Here is a 15,982-nt window from a genome sequence, read left to right as displayed (position 1 = left end):
GATATTGCGCCTCGACCGCGCTGCGCACGCAGCCTTAACCACCTGCGCGAACGCGTGCATTACCGCAGTGGTTAGCCGCAGGTGAGCAGTTGGTAACACGCCCATTCATTGGCCCGGAATTTAACCGGATGCGAACGCAATCTCACGCGGTGTTGCTGTTTTTTTCGCCTGAGCGGGAACTGAACAGAAGCCACCCCAGTGCAACACCGCCGATCGCGCCGGCCACTTCGAGCACCACGCGCGAGCCCAGCTCGTTCGGATCATGGATACCGGCGAGGAACAACCGCGCATACAGCGGCGACTCCAGCCGCATCATGCCCATATAGAAGAGATTCCACGCATCGATGCCGGCCGAGGCCACCACCGCGATCACGCAGGCCCAGCCGATCGCATGCCCGTCGGTCCAGCCTGCCCAGCGGCACAGGCGATGCCACAGCGCATACACCAGCAGCCCGACCAACAGCGCGATCAGCCCTGCCTCCAGCGTTCCCAGCAATCCAACGTGCAGCGGCAGATTCATCGTGGTCCGATCCGGCGGTCAGCGCACAGTGTAGCGGTGCGCCTCAGCGGACCGGCACATCGTAGGCCGTGGTCGGCGCCGGCTCGGGCTGCAGGGTGAAATGCCACCATTCCATCGGGTAGTTGGCAAAGCCATGCCGGGCCATCGCCTGGCGCAGGTGCTGGCGGTGGCTGCGCTGGGCCGTGCTGATCTCCGGCGCATCGGTATGCGCGCGCGGGCCGAAGAAATCGAAGTCGGTGCCCATGTCCACCGGCGCGCAGGGGCCGGTGCGGCAATCGAGCAGGGTCAGGTCGACCGTGGCAGCCCGGCTGTGGCCGGAGGTCTCGGCGATGTAGTCGCCGAGCAGGGCCGGCTTGTCGAGGTCCGGGTACTGCAGGGCCTTGCGCGACTGCTCCTTGGGATCCTGTGCCCAGGCGACGAAGGCCGTCACCGCGTGAGCCGGGCGGTAGCAATCGTAGAGACGCAGCGCGTAGCCCTCTGCGCGCAGGTCGGCCTCCACCTGTGCGAGCGCGGTGGCCGCCGGGGCAAGCAGATAGCACTTGGGCGCGTCATAACCGGGCACACGCTGTCCGGTGAAGTTGTCGGGGCCGGCGTAGCGGATGTCCTGCTCGATCGCCGGTGCCAGCGTGCGGATGTCGACCAGTCCGGCCTCGGCCACATCGCGCGCGGACGAGATCGTGACCGCTGGCGCTGCCGCGTGGGCACTGCCGGCCAGCAACGCCAGCAGCAGCGCGCTACGGGCAATCGCCGGTGCGGGTGAAGTGCAGGTCCTGGTAGTCATAACTGAAGTCGATCTCCGGATCGATCGCGGCCAAGGTCAGGGCGGGCGTCGCGCCGGGCTGCAACTGCAACCACGGCTCGGCATCGGCCCCGAGCGTATCCCACTGCACCAGCCAGCGCTCACCGAGCTGCATGACCTGGCCGCGCAGCATCGGCGACTTGGCGACGCTGAAACGCAGCGCGCCCTGCTCCGGGCAGAGCAGCGCCTCGCCCAGCCACGGATCGCGATATCGGCCGTGCGCGGCAGCGGTGGTGCGAAGCGAGGCGGCCCGGCGCGCGCCGGTATCCGGGCGCACCTGCCCGGCATCGCGGCGGCCGGTGCGCTCCTGGTCCAGCAGGGCCAGATAATGGCTCGCGTCGGCGGTGTCGTCCGGTGCGGTGTAGGTCTTCAATGCGGCCTGCATCAGCGCGGTGCGTGCATCCTCGGCGTCGCTGTTGATCAGGATCACCACGCCGACCTTGCGGTCCGGCAACAGCGCCAGCGAGGAATACATGCCCGACAGCGTGCCGGTGTGGGCCACCTTCCACTGGCCGTCCATGTCCGACACGCGCCAGCCGTAGCCATAGGCGGACACATGTGCATTGTCCCAGCGACGTTGGCGCTCGCCCAGCGGCATCGGCATGTGCGCGGTCCAGAGCGCGCGGCGCTGCGCCGTGCTCAGCCAACCGGGCACGAGCGCCGGATCGAGCAGCACCTGCATCCAGCGGGTCATGTCGCGCAGGCTGCAGCGGATGCCCCCGGCAGCCATCGAGGTGAGATCGGCGCTGGTCTCACCATCGGCACCGCGCACCACGTTGCGGCCGTCTTTCCGCGTGTGTGGCTGGGCGACGTTGCCAACCGCCGCCACCGACCACGCGCCGACCTGGCAGCGATCCATGCCCAGCGGCGAGAAGACTTCCTCGCGCAGCAGTTGATCGTAAGGTTTGCCACCGGCTGCGGCGGCCACTTCACCGGCGACCACATACATCAGATTGTCGTAGGCATAGCCGCTACGGAAGCTGGTGACCGGCTTGAGGTGGGCGAGCCCGGCGATGATGTCCTGGCGGGTGAAGCTGTTGGGCTCGGGCCACAGCATCAGATCGCCCGCCCCCAGGCCCAGGCCGCTGTTGTGGATCAGCAGATCGCGGACCTGCATCTGCTGCGTCACCCACGGGTCATGCATGCGGAATTGCGGCAGGTACGTGATGACCGGATCGTCCCAGCGCAGGAGACCGCGGTCGACCAGCCGGGCGAGCAGTGCGGCGGTCATCGCCTTGCTGTTCGAGGCGATCTTGAACAGGGTATCCGGATCGATGGCCTCGCCCAGCCCGACGCGGCGCTCGCCACGGGTGCCGATGAAGATGGGGTTGCCATCGTCGACGGCGGCCATGGCGATGCCCGGCAGGTGTTCGTGGGCGACGGTCTGATCGAGCAGGCGATTGAAGGTATCGGCCGGGTCGGCTGCCCGTGCGCTGGGCGCGAGGGACAGGGTGCAGGACAGGCCAAGCGTGAGAAGGCGCGATGGGATGCGCGGTGAGGTGCGTGACGGCATGGATTCCCTCGTCATGGCCGGAGGGCGTGCTTTTCTGGCCGCCGGTTGAAAGCTGTACCGACCAACGGTCGGTACCTACCGGATGGCGGTGGAGCCGTTCCGCGGTCGGTTGCGCGCGTGCACGCGACACGGTGGTGAAGGCAGGTGCCGACCCACTGTCGGCACCTGCCACGCACGGAACGGATCAGAAGTTCCAGGTCACCATCAGCTGCGTGTAGCGCGGTGCCTGCCAGCGGGTGCCGGTGTTGAAGGTGTTCTCACGCACCTGGCCCGGCTGGGCTTCATAACGCTGGTGCACGTTGATGACGGTCTGGTTGTTGAACAGGTTGTAGACCGACAGGCGCGCGCTCAGGTCGATGCCCTCCACCGGCAGCCGCCAGGTGACGTTGGCGCCCATGGTCCAGGTCCACGGCAGGCGACCGAAGGCGCCGCGCGGGCTGTACTCGAACTGGCGCTGGTTGTATGGGCCCGAGCAGTTGGCCACGCACAGCCAGCCGGTACCGCCGCCGCTGCCTTCACTGGAGGTGCTGCCGCCGGCCACGGTGTCGTTGGGCCACATCACGCCGAAGGCGGTGATCGGGCCACCGGACAACACCTGCAGCGTGGTGCCGAACGACCACTGCTCGTTCAGCGCGTAGGCGGCGCGGAACTTGAACTGATGGCGGAAGTCGTTGAACAGCGGGCCATAGCGCTGGTTGTTGGACGGATGATCCCAGTGCTGGACCATGCCGGTGTCGCCGTAGTTGGTATCCGAATTGACCGGACCTTCGAAGTTGCCATCGCTGCGCGACCACAGGTAGGACGCGTTGAACAGCCACTTCTCATCCCACGCGCGGTCGATCTGGAATTCCAGCGCCTTGTAGGTGCGCTTGGGCTTGGAATAGCCCACCACCTCCAGGCTGCCGCCCTTGCGGTAGCCATCCTTGGAGGTGTCGATGGTGATCCAGCCCTCGGTGGCGCAGCCGATGGTGGAGTCGCCCCAGATCGTCAGGCTCTCGCCCGGGTTGGCGATCGGCCACAGCGTGGTGCCCGTCGGGCCGCACGGGGTGTGGTTGATGCGCATGTCATCCAGCGCGCGGTCCATCTTGCGGTAGGTCGCGTTGACGCCCCACGACCAGGCCTGGTTGATCATGGTCTGGAAGCCGAGGATGTACTCGTCCTGGTAGACCGCCTTCAGGTCCTTGTCCACGCTCTGGCGCAGGTCGGCCGCGCCGGTGTTCATGCGGGTATCGACCGGGCCGATCTGCTGGCCGATGACCGGGGCCATGTACGGCGCGCCGGTGACCGGGTTGGATTGCTGCTGCCAGCCGTTGAGCACGTAGTAGGAGTACTCGTCGGTGAGGCCGCCGGCGAAGTTGACGTTGATGTTGTTGGTCACCGGCAGGTAATAGCGGCCGGCGTTGCCGAACAGCTTGGTGCTGCCGTCGCCCTTCATGTCCCACGAGAAGCCGAAGCGCGGCGCGATCAGGTCGTCCATCTTGATGAAGGCGTCACCATCGGCGGTGCGGTTCTCGAAGCGGTCCCAGCGCACGCCGAGGTTCAACATCAGGTTCGGGGTGATGTTCCAGATGTCTTCCAGGTAGAACGCGTTGGCCTCCGTCTCGAAGGTGCCGCCGGACACGCGGTTGCGTGCGCGCAGCATCTCGGTCACACCGGCCGGCACATAGGCGTTGGCGCCGTCCCACACTTCATCGCCGGGCCGGGCGACGTAGGCGGTGTAGCTGAGCTGGGACGGCCCCGGGTAACGCGTGGACTGTTTGGTGGTCATCAGCTCGCGGTCGACACCGAAGCGCAGCAGGTGCGTGCCCAGCTGCCATTCGAAGTCCAACCGCGCGACTTCACGCGTGTCGTCGCGTTCGGCAATGGCGGCGCCGGTGGGATGGCAGCCCGGGCGCAGGCCGTTGAGCTTGCCCAGACGTGATGCATAGCTGGCGTCGGTGAACACCGGGCTGCACGCTTCATCCAGCGAGGAGTTGGTGAAGGCGCGCTGGTTGTTCTCGCCCACCATGGCACGTGCGGTGAAGGTCTCGCCGAAGTGGCCGGTATAGGTCGCCGACCAGTTCTTGCCACCGGTCTCGGTGACCGAATCGCCGCCCCACGCACCGATCTGATCGTCATCCCAATCGTAGTTGTACGCGCCGTTGGTGATTTCGCCCTCATCGGAGAACGCCAGCAGCGCCAGGCTGTGGTTGTCGTTGATGTTCCAATCCAGCTTGGCGCCCCAGAAGCCGTTGTCGCTCTTGTTCTTGAACCAGCTCAGCGCATCGGAGGAGGTGTTGTGGCCGGTGTCGTCGCGATCTTCATACATCGCGAACAGGAACAGCTTGTCCTTGATGATCGGGCCGGACCCCCAGACGTTGGTCTTCAGGAACGAGCTGTTGTCGCGGCTGGCATAGGAATGCGGCGTGCCGTCGCGGTGGAAGTGGTCACGCGGGCTGGAGCGCAGCGCGCTCGGCTCGGCAGTGACTTCCACGCCGCCCTGGAACTCATTGGTACCCGAGCGTGTCACCGCATTGATCACGCCGCCGGTGGAACGCCCGAACTCCACCGAGTAGCCGCCGGTCTTGACCTGGAATTCGTTGAAGAAGCCGAACGGCGCGCTGGAGAAGCCACGACGGGTGTACATGTCGGTGACGTTCAGGCCGTTGATGAAGACCGCGTTCTCAGCCACCGAGGAACCGGCGAAGGACAGGCCCCCGAACGAGGAATTGCCACCGACCACGCCGGGTGCCAGCAATGCCACTGCCGATAGATCCTGCGCCACCGGCAGGCGCGACAGCTCCTGGCGGTTGACGTTGAACGAGGTCTCGGTGGAGTACACATCCACGCGGTTGACCACGCGGGCACCGATCACCTGCAGCGCATCGAGGTTGACCACATCGCCGCTGCTGGCCAGGTTGACCGTGGTGGTGCCGCCGACGGCCACGCTCACCGCGAACGGCTCGCCCAGCGTCTGGCCATCACGGCTGAGCTGCAGCTGGTAATCGCCGACCGGCAACTGACCCAGGCGGTAGCTGCCATCGGCACTGGCGGTGACCGTACGGGTCAGGCCGGTGCCGTTGCTGACCACCGTCACCTGGTCACCGGCAGTCGCACGGCCGGCCACGGCACCACTGACGTTCTGTGCCGAAGCGCCCATCGGCACCAGGCTGCCCAGACACACGCCGAGTGCGGCGTACAACGCCGCACGCTTCAATCGCTTTGCATTCATTCCCTGCTCTCTCCTGCAGATGTGGAATCGTGGATACCGCCGTTTACCGCTTTGCCTCCAGTGGCACCACGTGCGACTGGACGTCGTAATTCCATTGATCGAAGTACAGGTTGCCGCCGGACCACTCGACCTCACCGCGCTGGGAATCCACCGTGTCCGAGCGGACGTGCTGCTTGGCTGGCACCAGCGGCTGGCCGTAGTCGTCGTTGAAGGCGATGCGATAGGCATCCAGCCCGCCCAGATAGAAATCGCGCAGCGCCGGCTGCGGGCTCTCCAGCCGCCCGGTGGTGACATCCATCGGTACCCAGCCATAGGGCGCCAGATACACCGCGCCCCAGTCATGCAGGTTGTTGTAGCCGACCGCATCATCCGAATAGACCATGCCGGACTGCCAGCGCGCGGGAATACCGTTCAAGCGCAACAGGGCGATCAGCAGCAGCGTCTGCTGCCCGCAATCGGCATGACCGGCGTGCAGGGCGTAATCGCTGAGGTTGGAGATCGTCGCGTACTCGCGCGCACCGGCCCACGGAATGGCGTCCACCGCGTCGAACAGCGTCTGCACGATCCGGTATGGATCGGTCTCCGTCCCGACGACCTTCGTCGAGAACGCGCGCAGCGCCGGGGTAAACACGATGTGCGGCGCCTGCTCGGCGAGGTACGGCTTCAGCGCAGGATCGTCCGGCGTGGGCTGGACCCTGGCCGGATCGACCGCGATATGCCGCGCGTACACAGTCACTGCGTAGCGGATCTGGAACTCCGTGGGCGTGCCGGCCACCGCCTTGCGCTCCAGATAGGCGGTGCGCTGCAGCGTGGCTTCGGGGGCCACCTGCGCACCGGCCGGTGTACTCGCGATCCAGGTGATGTCTTCCTGCTGGCCGGGGATGGCGCGTGGGTACGGAATCCACGCGCGGATGGTTTCACCGGCAGGCACGGCATCGGGCGTGACCACCAGCGACTGGGTCACCTCGATGCGGCGCGGCACCAGGCTGGTCGCGCCGGTAGCGCGGGCGGCGGCGACGATCTCCTCGTGGTGCGGGTGCAGATGCTCGTAAGGGCCCTCCTTCGGCGCCGGGGCATCGGGTGCCCGCCGCGCGCGTGCCTCCACGCTGAGCCGGAACAGATTGGACGGCGCGCGTTTGAAGTAGCGGCGCTGGCCATCGATATCCAGATGTTCGATCAGGCCGGCCGCGTCCCAGCGCGCGAAGTCGTCCTCGCGAAGGTCGGGGATCTGCTTGCGCAGCTGCGCCTTGGCAGCCGCCGCATCCAGGGTGAAGTCCAGTCGCATGCGACGCATGCGTTCACGCTCGAAGGCATAGGCCTGACGATCGGCTGCCGACAGGCTCGGATCCTCCAATGCCATCGCGATGTCCGCCTCGGCCTGCGCAAACGCACCGCGGTCGATCCCGGCGATCACCGTTGGCAGTGCGGCCGGCGCAGCGGCCAGCCCCCACGGCGTTGCCAGCAGACCAGCGCACAGGCACCAGACAGCGGGCAGAGGCAATCGCGGTTTGCGCATCACAGGATCCACGGCGACACTTCCCAAGGTGCGGGTGGGGTAATCGCTGTGTAACACGCGCCTGATAGCCGGTCAATAATTTATTCTTGCTTTCGCCGAAAAAAGGAATAAATATTCCTGATGCTTCCGAGGAGGGTGACCGCGTGATGATCCAGGCTTCCCCCCACCGCCCCGTGCGGTCCCGCTGGCTGTCGCGCGCCGTGGTGGCTGCACTGCTGGCCGCCAGCGTCGCGCCAGTGTGGGCCGAGGCGCCGCGTGCCGCGCCCAGCGCTGATTTCGGCGGGGTCATCGCCCTGCGCGAGGCCTACCTCAGCCCCGGCTTCTGGGCCGATCGCCTGCCCGATCCGGACCGCGTGATCCTCGATCGCGCCGGTATCGCAGCGCAGAACGCCCGGATGCGGGCCGAGGATGCCTCGTTCCATGACCTGCGCGCGCTGCCGGCGCAGCTGCCCCGCGCTCACGTGCTGGGCAGCATCCAGTCGCTGTCCAAATGGCCGGAGCGCACGCTGTATGGCCAGGACGGCAAGACCATCAGCGACCGGCAGCGCACTGACACCTTGGCCAATCTCGCGCTGGAGGCGATACCGGCGCAGCGCCCCCTCCAGTACGGCCTGGTCACCCATCGTGCCGCCCTGCGGGCGTTCCCGACCGCGCTGCGGGTGTTCAGCAGCCAAGGCGACACCGACATCGACCGCTTCCAGGAGTCGGCGCTGTTCCCCGGCGACGCCGTGGCGGTGCTGCATGAAAGCGCCGACGGGCGCTGGCTGTTCATTACCAGCGAACGTTATTCGGCGTGGATCGAGAAGCGCTTCGTGGGTATCGGTGACGCGGACACCGTGCTCGGCTACGGTCAGCACGGTCCTTACCGCGTGGTCACCGGCGCCACGGCGTTCACCGCCTACACCCCCGAGGAACCGCGCGTGTCGCGGCTCCAACTGGACATGGGCGTGCGCCTGCCGGTGATCGCCGACTGGCCGCTGGAGAAGACCGTCAATGGCCAACAGGCCCACGCCGCGCATGTGGTGCAGCTGCCGGTGCGCGATGCCGAGGGCCGCCTGGCGCTGATCCCGGCACTGTTGCCGCGTTCGCAGGACACTGCGGACGACTACCTGCCGCTGACCCCGCGCACGCTGCTGACCCAGGCCTTCAAGTTCCTCGGCGAACGCTACGGCTGGGGCCACGATTACGACACCCGCGACTGCAGCGGCTTCGTCTCGGAGATCTACCGCAGTGCCGGCGTGCTGATGCCACGCAACACCAGCGCGCAGGCGATCAGCCCCGCGCTGGACCGCATCGCCTTTACCGCCAAGGACGGCACGCCCACGCGCGACGCCGCCGTAAAAGCACTGCAGGTCGGCGATCTGGTCTACATCCCCGGGCACGTGATGATGGCGATCGGCCACATCGACGGCCGTACCTGGCTGATCCATGACACCGCCGGCGGCGGCTGGATCGGCGCGGACGGCAAGCGCGTGCAGGCCCATCTCAACGGCGTGTCGGTCACTCCACTGGAGCCGATGATGGCCAGCGATACCGTGAGCTACATCGACCGCATCACCAACATCCAGCGCCTTCGGCCACAGACCCCCTGAATGAAGATCACCGACATCGAACTCGGCATGCTGCGCGTGCCGCTGAAGACCCCGTTCAAGACCGCGCTGCGCACCGTGGACACCGTCGAAGACGTGGTGGTGCTGGTCCGCACCGACAGCGGCCACACCGGCTACGGTGAAGCGCCGGCCACCGCGGTGATCACGGGGGACACCCACGGCTCGATCATCGAGGCCATCGACAGCTTCATCAAACCACGCCTGATCGGCGAGGACGTGGCCAACCTCAACCGGCTCTGCGGGCTGATCCAGACCTCGATGGAGCGCAACACCAGCGCCAAGGCGGCGGTGGAGATCGCGGTCTACGATCTGTGGGCCCAGCTGCACAACGCACCGCTGTACCGCATGCTCGGCGGTGGCGATCCGGTGATCACCACCGACATCACCATCAGCGTGGACTACATCGACAAGATGGTGGCCGACTCGCTCTCGGCGATCGAACGCGGGTTCGAATCGCTGAAGATCAAGGTCGGCAAGGACATCGGCCTGGACATCGAGCGGGTCAAGGCGATCCACGCCGCGGTGCAGGGCCGCGCCCTGCTGCGCCTGGATGCCAACCAGGGCTGGACCGCCAAGCAGGCCGTGCACGCGATGCGCGCGCTGGAAGAAGCCGGCGTGGTGCTGGAACTGCTCGAGCAGCCGGTCAAGGCCGCCGACATCAGTGGCCTGAAATACGTCACCGACCGCGTCAACACCCCGGTCATGGCCGATGAAAGCGTGTTCAACCCCGGCCAGGTATTCGACCTGATCCAGCAGCGCGCCGCCGACATCATCAACATCAAGCTGATGAAGACCGGCGGGTTGTCCAACGCGATCCGCATCGCCGACATCGCCGCGATCTACGGCGTGCCGTGCATGATCGGCTGCATGATCGAATCGAGCATCTCCGTGGCCGCCGCCGTGCACCTGGCCGTCGCCAAGAGCGACATCATCACCAAGGTGGATCTGGACGGGCCGTCACTGGGCCAGTTCAACCCGGTCACCGGTGGGGTCAACTTCAACGAATCGGAAATCACCATCAGCGATGCGCCCGGGCTGGGCATCACCGAGGTACGTGGGCTGGAGATGATCACGCCGCGGCGGTGGTGACACTGCCTGCACCACCTGCGGGTAGAGCCACCCCATGGGTGGCTGCTGTTCGCGCGATTCCGGCGTGCGTAGCCGACCAACGGTCGGCTCTACTTCGCGCGATTCCGCCTTGCGCAGCCGACCAACGGTCGGCTCTACCCGGTGCTTTGCGTATTCTCTCCTTTCCGGACCTGATGCCCCAGCCATGCCCCCTCTGGTGAAAATCCGCTCCGAGCGTGACCACATGTCGGCGATCGAACGTCGCATCGCCGACTTCATCCTCGACAACGCCCATCTCCTGCGCGATTACTCCTCCCAGCAGTTGGCCAGTGCATTGGGGATCAGCCAGTCCAGCGTGGTCAAGTTCAGCCAGAAGCTGGGCTTCAAGGGCTACCCCGATCTCAAGTACTCCATCGGCGAGGCCGTCGCGCGCGCCGGCAACGACCCGCACAGCCGGCCACCCACGCCTGAGGCGGCCGACGGTTTCACCCAGATCGCCGAGCGCCTGCGCGCAAGCAAAGCCGCGGCCGAAGAAGAGACCTGGCTGGCCAATCCCCAGGCCGACATCGAAGCCATCGTGCAGCTGATCGATGGGGCGCCCAAGGTATTCGTCTACGGGTTGGGCGATGACGGCCTGTACGCGCGCGAGTTCGCCATGCGGCTGTCGCTGCTCGGCATGCTCACCGTGCACCACGCCGACCCGATCCTGATGATGGCCAACCTCTCGGCCGCGCGGCCCGGGGATGCGATGCTGGTGTTCTCCGAATTCGGCAAGCTGCCGCAGTTGTTCCAGCTGTCGCGCCAGTTCCAGGACATGGGCGGCAAGGTGGTCTCGATCACCCGCCACAGCGCCAACCCGCTGCGCGCGCACGCCGATGCCAGCCTGGTGCTGTGCGCCCACGACCCGGCGCCGCACGTGGCACAACTGCTGTACCGTTCCTCATTGCAGTCCCTGCTGGATGTTGTCTTCGTCCTGTTGTGCCACGCCAACCCGGACCGCCACCGCCAGCTCGGGGTGAACCTGGAACGGATCGAACACCTGATCGACAGCTGATCCCTGGAGTCCGCCACGATGATGTCGCTGTTCCGTTCCGTCACCGCCGCGGTGCTGCTGCTCGCCACCGCTCCCGTCTTGGCCACCCCACTGGACGGCAGCACGCAGCTGGTCGTGGTCACCACCGAAGGCTGGGACGCCACCCAGGGCAAGCTCCAGGCCTTTGAGCGCACTGCGCAGGGCTGGCAGCCGCACGGTGCCGCCGTCGATGTCGCCGTGGGCCGCAGCGGCAGCGCCTGGGGCGAAGGACTGCATCCGGCCCAGGCCGGAACGCGGCAGAAGCAGGAAGGCGACGGGCGCAGCCCGGCCGGTATCTTTGCGATCGGGCCGGCCTTCGGCTATGCGCCCGGCGTCACCAGCGGCCTGCCCTACCAGCCGATGCGCGACACCAGCTACTGCATGGATGTGCCGGATTCGCCGTATTACAACCGCATCGTCGATGCCGAGGTGGTCGGGGCCGAGGCAGTGGAAGGCTCGACCGAGCCGATGCGGCTGGACCTGCACAACAAGGGCGACGTGCGCTACCGCGAGGGCTTCGTCATCGAGCACAACCCCAAGGCCACGCCCGGCCGTGGCAGCTGCATCTTCGCCCACCTGTGGCGCGCGCCCGGTGAGGCCACCGCCGGCTGCACCGCGATGGCGCCCGCACCGATGACCACGCTGCTGGCCTGGTTGCAGGCCAGCGCGCGGCCGCGCTTCGTGCTGTTGCCGCGCGCGGAGTACCAGCGCCTGCAGGCCGAGTGGCAGCTGCCCGTGCTGGCGGGGAGCGTACCGTGAGTACCGCACCGCCGGATCCGCAGCTCGAACGCGCGGTCAGCCGCTGGCAGATCGTGGGGCTCTCGATCAACGATGTGATCGGCAGTGGCATCTACCTGCTGCCGGCCGCCACCGTTGCCCTGCTCGGTCCCTTCAGCCTGTGGGGCGTGGTCGCCGCCGGCATCGTGGTCGCGCTGCTGGTGCTCTGCTACGCGCAGGCGGCCAGCTACTTCGACGAGCCCGGCGGCAGCTATCTGTATGCGCGTGAGGCGTTCGGCCGGTTTGCCGGGTTCGAGATCGGCTGGATGATCTGGCTGACCCGGATCAGCTCCGCGGCAGCGCTCAGCAATGCACTGGCCGATGCGGTGGCGCGCTTCTGGCCCTGGGCCGGGCATGACATCGGCCGCGTCGCGATCATCGTGGTCTCGCTCGGTTTCCTCACCGCGGTGAACGTGGCCGGCGTGCGCTCGGCGGCGCGCACCGGGGTGATCCTGGTGATCGGCAAGCTGCTGCCGCTGCTGCTGTTCGTGGCGATCGGCGTGTTCTACGTCGATACCGATCTGGCCTTCTCCGGCGTGCGCCCGGACCCGCACGATCTGCAGCGCATGGGCGAAGCCGCACTCCTGCTGCTGTATGCCTACGCCGGCTTCGAGAACATCCCGGCCGCCGCCGGCGAGTACAAGAACCCGCGCCGCGATATTCCGTTCGCGTTGATCACCATGATCATCACCGTCACCGTGATCTACGGCGCGGTGCAGTTCATCGCGCAGGGCACGCTGGCCGGATTGGCCAGCTCGCCGACGCCGCTGGCCGATGCCGCCGCCAGCTTCGGTGGTCTGACGCTCGCCTTGATCCTGACCGTCGGCGCGACGATCTCCATCCTCGGCACCAACAGCAACACGATGATGATGGGGCCGCGCTTCCTGTTCGCGTTGGCGCGCGATGGCTACGGGCCGAAGATCCTGGCCCAGGTGCACCCGCGCTTCCGCACCCCGGCGGCGGCGATCATCGCGCAGGGCCTGATCGCGCTGGCGCTGGCGTTGTCCGGTTCGTTCGTGCAGCTGGCGCTGCTGTCGATGACGACGCGCCTGTTCGCCTACATCGGCACGGCCGCCGCGGTGCTGGTGCTGGCGCGTCGTTTCCGTGATCGCCCGGGTGCGCTGAAACTGCCGGGTGGCCCGCTGATTCCGATCCTCGCGCTGGTGCTGTGCCTGGCCCTGTTCGCCAGTGCGAGCTGGCAGAACATCGCCGCGGCAGGCATCGCGTTTGCCGTGGGTGCGGTGATCTACAGATTCCCGCGCCGCGATCACCCGGGCTGAGCCGATGCGCAGGTGAATGGCGCTTGATGTGTCATTCACCTCGCGGGTCCATGACGTTAACCCGGCTTTGGGTACGGTGAAGCCTCACCCAACCGGAGCCAACACATGAGCACTGACTATCAGATCCCCGGCCGGGTGCCGGAAGACGGTGTCCCGCGCCAGGCCGTATCGGACTATTGGCGTGAGCGCTTCCCGAGCGAACCGTACTACGACAACAACCAGTTCTTCGATGATTACGAGCCCGCGTATCAGCTCGGTCATCGCACCCGTGCCGACGACATGATCCGCGCGTATGAAGAAGTGGAGGCCGAGCTGCAGACCCGTTGGGCGCAGGAACACGGCCAGAGCAAGCTGAGCTGGGAACAGGCCCGCAATGCGGTCCGCCGCGGCTGGGATGAATCCACCGCGCTGCGCCAGGCACACCTGGACAAGGGCGTGCCGCGCGGCACCTGATCGCGCCTGCCCGCACGGCGACAGCGCAAACAGCAGCGGCGGCCTTCGGGTCGCCGTTGTCATGTCCGCAGGACCTTTGGTCCACGCGGCGTTGATGGCCATGGTGTACAACAGGGGCTGGCCATCGCCTCCCCGACGGAGACTTCCATGACCCGCAAGCTGTTGCTCACCCTCGCTATCAGCCTCACCCCCGCCCTGTTCACCACCGCCTGCGTCGCGGCAGACACGGCCAGCCCCAGCGCGCCCGTGCTCAAGAAGGCCCAGTGGCCGTTCGCGGCCACCGAATTCGCCCGCTTCGACGAGCCATGGGCGATGAGCTTCCTGCCCGACGGCAGCCTGCTGGTCACCGAGAAGAAAGGCGCGCTGAAGCACTTCAACGTGCAGACCCGCAAGACCGCGACCATCACCGGTGTGCCCGAGGTGGCCTACGGCGGTCAGGGGGGCTTCGGCGACGTGCTGCCGCATCCTGACTTCGCGAAGAACCAGCTGATCTATCTCAGCTACGCCGAGGAAGGCGACGGCGATACCCGCGGTGCTGCAGTGGCGCGTGCGCGCCTGGCGCTGACGGCCGATGGCAGCGGCACGCTGGAAGACCTCAAGGTGATCTGGCGCCAGACCCCGAAAGTCAGCGGCAAGGGCCACTACGGCCACCGTCTCGCCTTTGGTCCGGACGGCAAACTGTGGATCACCTCCAGCGAACGCCAGAAGTTCGATCCGGCCCAGGAGATGAGCGGCAATCTCGGCAAGCTGATCCGCCTCAACGACGACGGCAGCGTGCCGGCCGACAATCCGTTCGCCTCGCAGGGCGGCGTTGCCGCGCAGGTGTGGTCGCTGGGCCATCGCAATGCACTGGGTATCGCCTTCGATGCGCGCGGCAAGCTGTGGGTGCATGAAATGGGCCCGGCCGGCGGTGACGAGTTGAACCTGATCGAACGCGGTGCCAACTACGGCTACCCGATCGTCTCCAACGGCAGCCACTACGACGGCCGCGACATCCCCGACCATGACACCCGTCCGGAGTTCGCTGCCCCCAAGGTGACCTGGACCCCGGTGATCTCCCCGGCCGGTTTCATCATCTACAACGGGACGCAGTTCCCGGCGTGGAAGGGCAGCGGCTTCATCGGCGGCCTGTCGTCCAAGGCGCTGGTCCGCGTGGCCTTCGACGGCGACACCGCCCGCGAGGCCGAGCGCTTCGACATGGGCGAGCGCATCCGCGAGATCGAACAGGGTCCGGATGGCGCCATCTGGCTGCTGGAAGACGGCAGCAACGGCAAGCTGCTCAAGCTCACGCCGAAGGCCTGAGTCCTGGCAGGCTGCCGGCGCATCGCCGGCAGCCTGCACAACACACGCGCGCTCTGGCGCTACATCGGCTTACTGGATGGTCACGACCTTGACCTCGGTGCGGCTGCAGGCCGCATCCAGGCAGGTGCCGTTGAGCCAGACCTGGCCGTCGCCGATCATCACGCCCTGCTGGTTGACCATGACGTCGTCGAATTTCTGCGCCGCGATCGCCTTGCGCACGGCCGGGGTCAGGATGCGCTCGTAGTTGCGCTGGAACTCGCCGGGGCCGGTGATCTTGGCGCCGTTGGCGATGTTCAACGGGAAGCGGACCTCCTCGACCACGGCCGCGCGATCGCCGCCATTGACGGCTTTCTGGAAGGCATTGAATACCGCTTCGTACTGGGCAGCGTCGCCGAGGACCTGGTCGATGCGCTGACGGACGTCGCTGGTGCCAGCGCTGGTCGGCGCGGCGGGTTCCGCGGCAGGTGTCGTGGCACCGCCCGCAGCAGGCGCAGCGGCATCTGGCGCGGGGCTGCCGGCAGTGACCGCATCCGGCGACAGGCCGGACGACGGCACCGTGTCACCTGGCGTCGGGCGGCCTTCAGGAATGGCGGTCGCCGGGCCCTGGGCAGGGTCCGCGGCAGCGGTATCGGCCGGCGGCGGCGCCGACGGACTGCAGGCGGCCAACCACAACGGGCTGGCCAGGGCCAACAGCAACGGGGTACGGGACAGGCGCATGGGTGGCTCCATCGGTTTCACGAGAGAGCCAGCGTACCCGCCGAAACGTCAGCCGCCGATGATGGATCCACGGTAGTGGGGCGCGCGGGGCGCCGCCCCCGCCTCCCAACACAAATAAAAAGTAACCCCCAGACGCCCGCCCAA

13 protein-coding genes are annotated in these 15,982 nt (G+C 67.0%); 7 read left to right on the top strand and 6 right to left on the bottom strand.

Features of this window, described 5'->3' with window-relative positions; all coding sequences use genetic code 11:
• Window positions 1-142 precede the first annotated feature (142 nt).
• The 5 genes from ABE571_RS09920 to ABE571_RS09900 all read right to left on the bottom strand — a co-directional run bounded on the left by ABE571_RS09920 (window position 143) and on the right by ABE571_RS09900 (window position 7,571).
• The gene (locus ABE571_RS09920; protein ID WP_121042305.1) at window positions 143-520 is read right to left on the bottom strand and encodes a hypothetical protein; all 378 of its coding nucleotides are present in this window, start codon (window positions 518-520) and stop codon (window positions 143-145) included.
• Between the two features lie 43 nt (window positions 521-563).
• Window positions 564-1,301 carry a M15 family metallopeptidase gene (locus ABE571_RS09915; protein WP_346493642.1) on the bottom strand — a complete coding sequence of 246 codons (738 nt, stop codon included), beginning with the start codon at window positions 1,299-1,301 and terminating at the stop codon, window positions 564-566.
• Window positions 1,255-2,832, bottom strand: a complete 1,578-nt coding sequence (locus ABE571_RS09910) for a serine hydrolase domain-containing protein (RefSeq protein ID WP_346493641.1) — start codon at window positions 2,830-2,832, stop codon at window positions 1,255-1,257. Before ABE571_RS09910 ends, ABE571_RS09915 begins: the two co-directional genes overlap by 47 nt.
• A gap of 184 nt (window positions 2,833-3,016) precedes the next feature.
• Entirely contained in the window at window positions 3,017-6,043 is a 3,027-nt protein-coding gene (locus ABE571_RS09905; RefSeq protein ID WP_346493640.1) for a TonB-dependent receptor, read from the bottom strand.
• Between the two features lie 43 nt (window positions 6,044-6,086).
• Window positions 6,087-7,571: a transglutaminase domain-containing protein gene (locus ABE571_RS09900; RefSeq protein WP_346493639.1), complete on the bottom strand. Its 1,485-nt coding sequence runs from the start codon at window positions 7,569-7,571 to the stop codon at window positions 6,087-6,089.
• A 224-nt stretch (window positions 7,572-7,795) separates the two neighbouring features.
• Here ABE571_RS09900 and ABE571_RS09895 point away from each other — a divergent pair, with 224 nt between their 5' ends.
• The 7 genes from ABE571_RS09895 (at window position 7,796) to ABE571_RS09865 (ending at window position 15,121) form a co-directional block, all read left to right on the top strand.
• On the top strand, window positions 7,796-9,151 hold the full coding sequence (locus ABE571_RS09895) for an SH3 domain-containing protein (protein ID WP_346493725.1): 1,356 nt from the start codon (window positions 7,796-7,798) through the stop codon (window positions 9,149-9,151).
• Window positions 9,152-10,258 carry a dipeptide epimerase gene (locus ABE571_RS09890; protein ID WP_313220114.1) on the top strand — a complete coding sequence of 369 codons (1,107 nt, stop codon included), beginning with the start codon at window positions 9,152-9,154 and terminating at the stop codon, window positions 10,256-10,258. It begins immediately after the preceding gene.
• A gap of 184 nt (window positions 10,259-10,442) precedes the next feature.
• A complete protein-coding gene (locus ABE571_RS09885; RefSeq protein ID WP_346464099.1) occupies window positions 10,443-11,291 on the top strand; it encodes a MurR/RpiR family transcriptional regulator in 849 nt (282 codons plus the stop codon).
• Between the two features lie 18 nt (window positions 11,292-11,309).
• Window positions 11,310-12,068, top strand: a complete 759-nt coding sequence (locus tag ABE571_RS09880) for a hypothetical protein (RefSeq protein ID WP_346493638.1) — start codon at window positions 11,310-11,312, stop codon at window positions 12,066-12,068.
• The gene (locus ABE571_RS09875; RefSeq protein WP_313211666.1) at window positions 12,065-13,366 is read left to right on the top strand and encodes an amino acid permease; all 1,302 of its coding nucleotides are present in this window, start codon (window positions 12,065-12,067) and stop codon (window positions 13,364-13,366) included. The genes ABE571_RS09880 and ABE571_RS09875 overlap by 4 nt, the downstream gene beginning before the upstream one ends.
• Window positions 13,367-13,471: 105 nt before the next feature.
• Window positions 13,472-13,819 (top strand): hypothetical protein, encoded by a 348-nt coding sequence (locus ABE571_RS09870; RefSeq protein ID WP_070471533.1) that lies wholly within the window; start codon window positions 13,472-13,474, stop codon window positions 13,817-13,819.
• A 147-nt stretch (window positions 13,820-13,966) separates the two neighbouring features.
• Complete coding sequence (locus ABE571_RS09865; protein WP_346493637.1) at window positions 13,967-15,121, top strand: PQQ-dependent sugar dehydrogenase; 1,155 nt, start codon at window positions 13,967-13,969, stop codon at window positions 15,119-15,121.
• A gap of 69 nt (window positions 15,122-15,190) precedes the next feature.
• On the opposite strand, the gene ABE571_RS09860 is transcribed toward ABE571_RS09865, so the two are convergent.
• Complete coding sequence (locus tag ABE571_RS09860) at window positions 15,191-15,814, bottom strand: hypothetical protein (protein ID WP_346481420.1); 624 nt, start codon at window positions 15,812-15,814, stop codon at window positions 15,191-15,193.
• Between the last annotated feature and the right edge of the window lie 168 nt (window positions 15,815-15,982).

The sequence above is a fragment of the Stenotrophomonas sp. TWI273 genome (assembly GCF_039674765.1).
Lineage (GTDB): Bacteria > Pseudomonadota > Gammaproteobacteria > Xanthomonadales > Xanthomonadaceae > Stenotrophomonas.
This window is presented reverse-complemented; position numbering and strand designations above follow the sequence as displayed.

What these genes read in the sequence shown, in the direction of transcription:
- ABE571_RS09920 (WP_121042305.1), bottom strand. Translation starts at nt 520, where the DNA reads ATGAATCTGCCGCTGCACGTTGGATTGCTGGGAACGCTGGAGGCAGGG.
- ABE571_RS09915 (WP_346493642.1), bottom strand. Translation starts at nt 1,301, where the DNA reads ATGACTACCAGGACCTGCACTTCACCCGCACCGGCGATTGCCCGTAGC.
- ABE571_RS09910 (WP_346493641.1), bottom strand. Translation starts at nt 2,832, where the DNA reads ATGCCGTCACGCACCTCACCGCGCATCCCATCGCGCCTTCTCACGCTT.
- ABE571_RS09905 (WP_346493640.1), bottom strand. Translation starts at nt 6,043, where the DNA reads ATGAATGCAAAGCGATTGAAGCGTGCGGCGTTGTACGCCGCACTCGGC.
- ABE571_RS09890 (WP_313220114.1), top strand. Translation starts at nt 9,152, where the DNA reads ATGAAGATCACCGACATCGAACTCGGCATGCTGCGCGTGCCGCTGAAG.
- ABE571_RS09885 (WP_346464099.1), top strand. Translation starts at nt 10,443, where the DNA reads ATGCCCCCTCTGGTGAAAATCCGCTCCGAGCGTGACCACATGTCGGCG.
- ABE571_RS09880 (WP_346493638.1), top strand. Translation starts at nt 11,310, where the DNA reads ATGATGTCGCTGTTCCGTTCCGTCACCGCCGCGGTGCTGCTGCTCGCC.
- ABE571_RS09870 (WP_070471533.1), top strand. Translation starts at nt 13,472, where the DNA reads ATGAGCACTGACTATCAGATCCCCGGCCGGGTGCCGGAAGACGGTGTC.
- ABE571_RS09865 (WP_346493637.1), top strand. Translation starts at nt 13,967, where the DNA reads ATGACCCGCAAGCTGTTGCTCACCCTCGCTATCAGCCTCACCCCCGCC.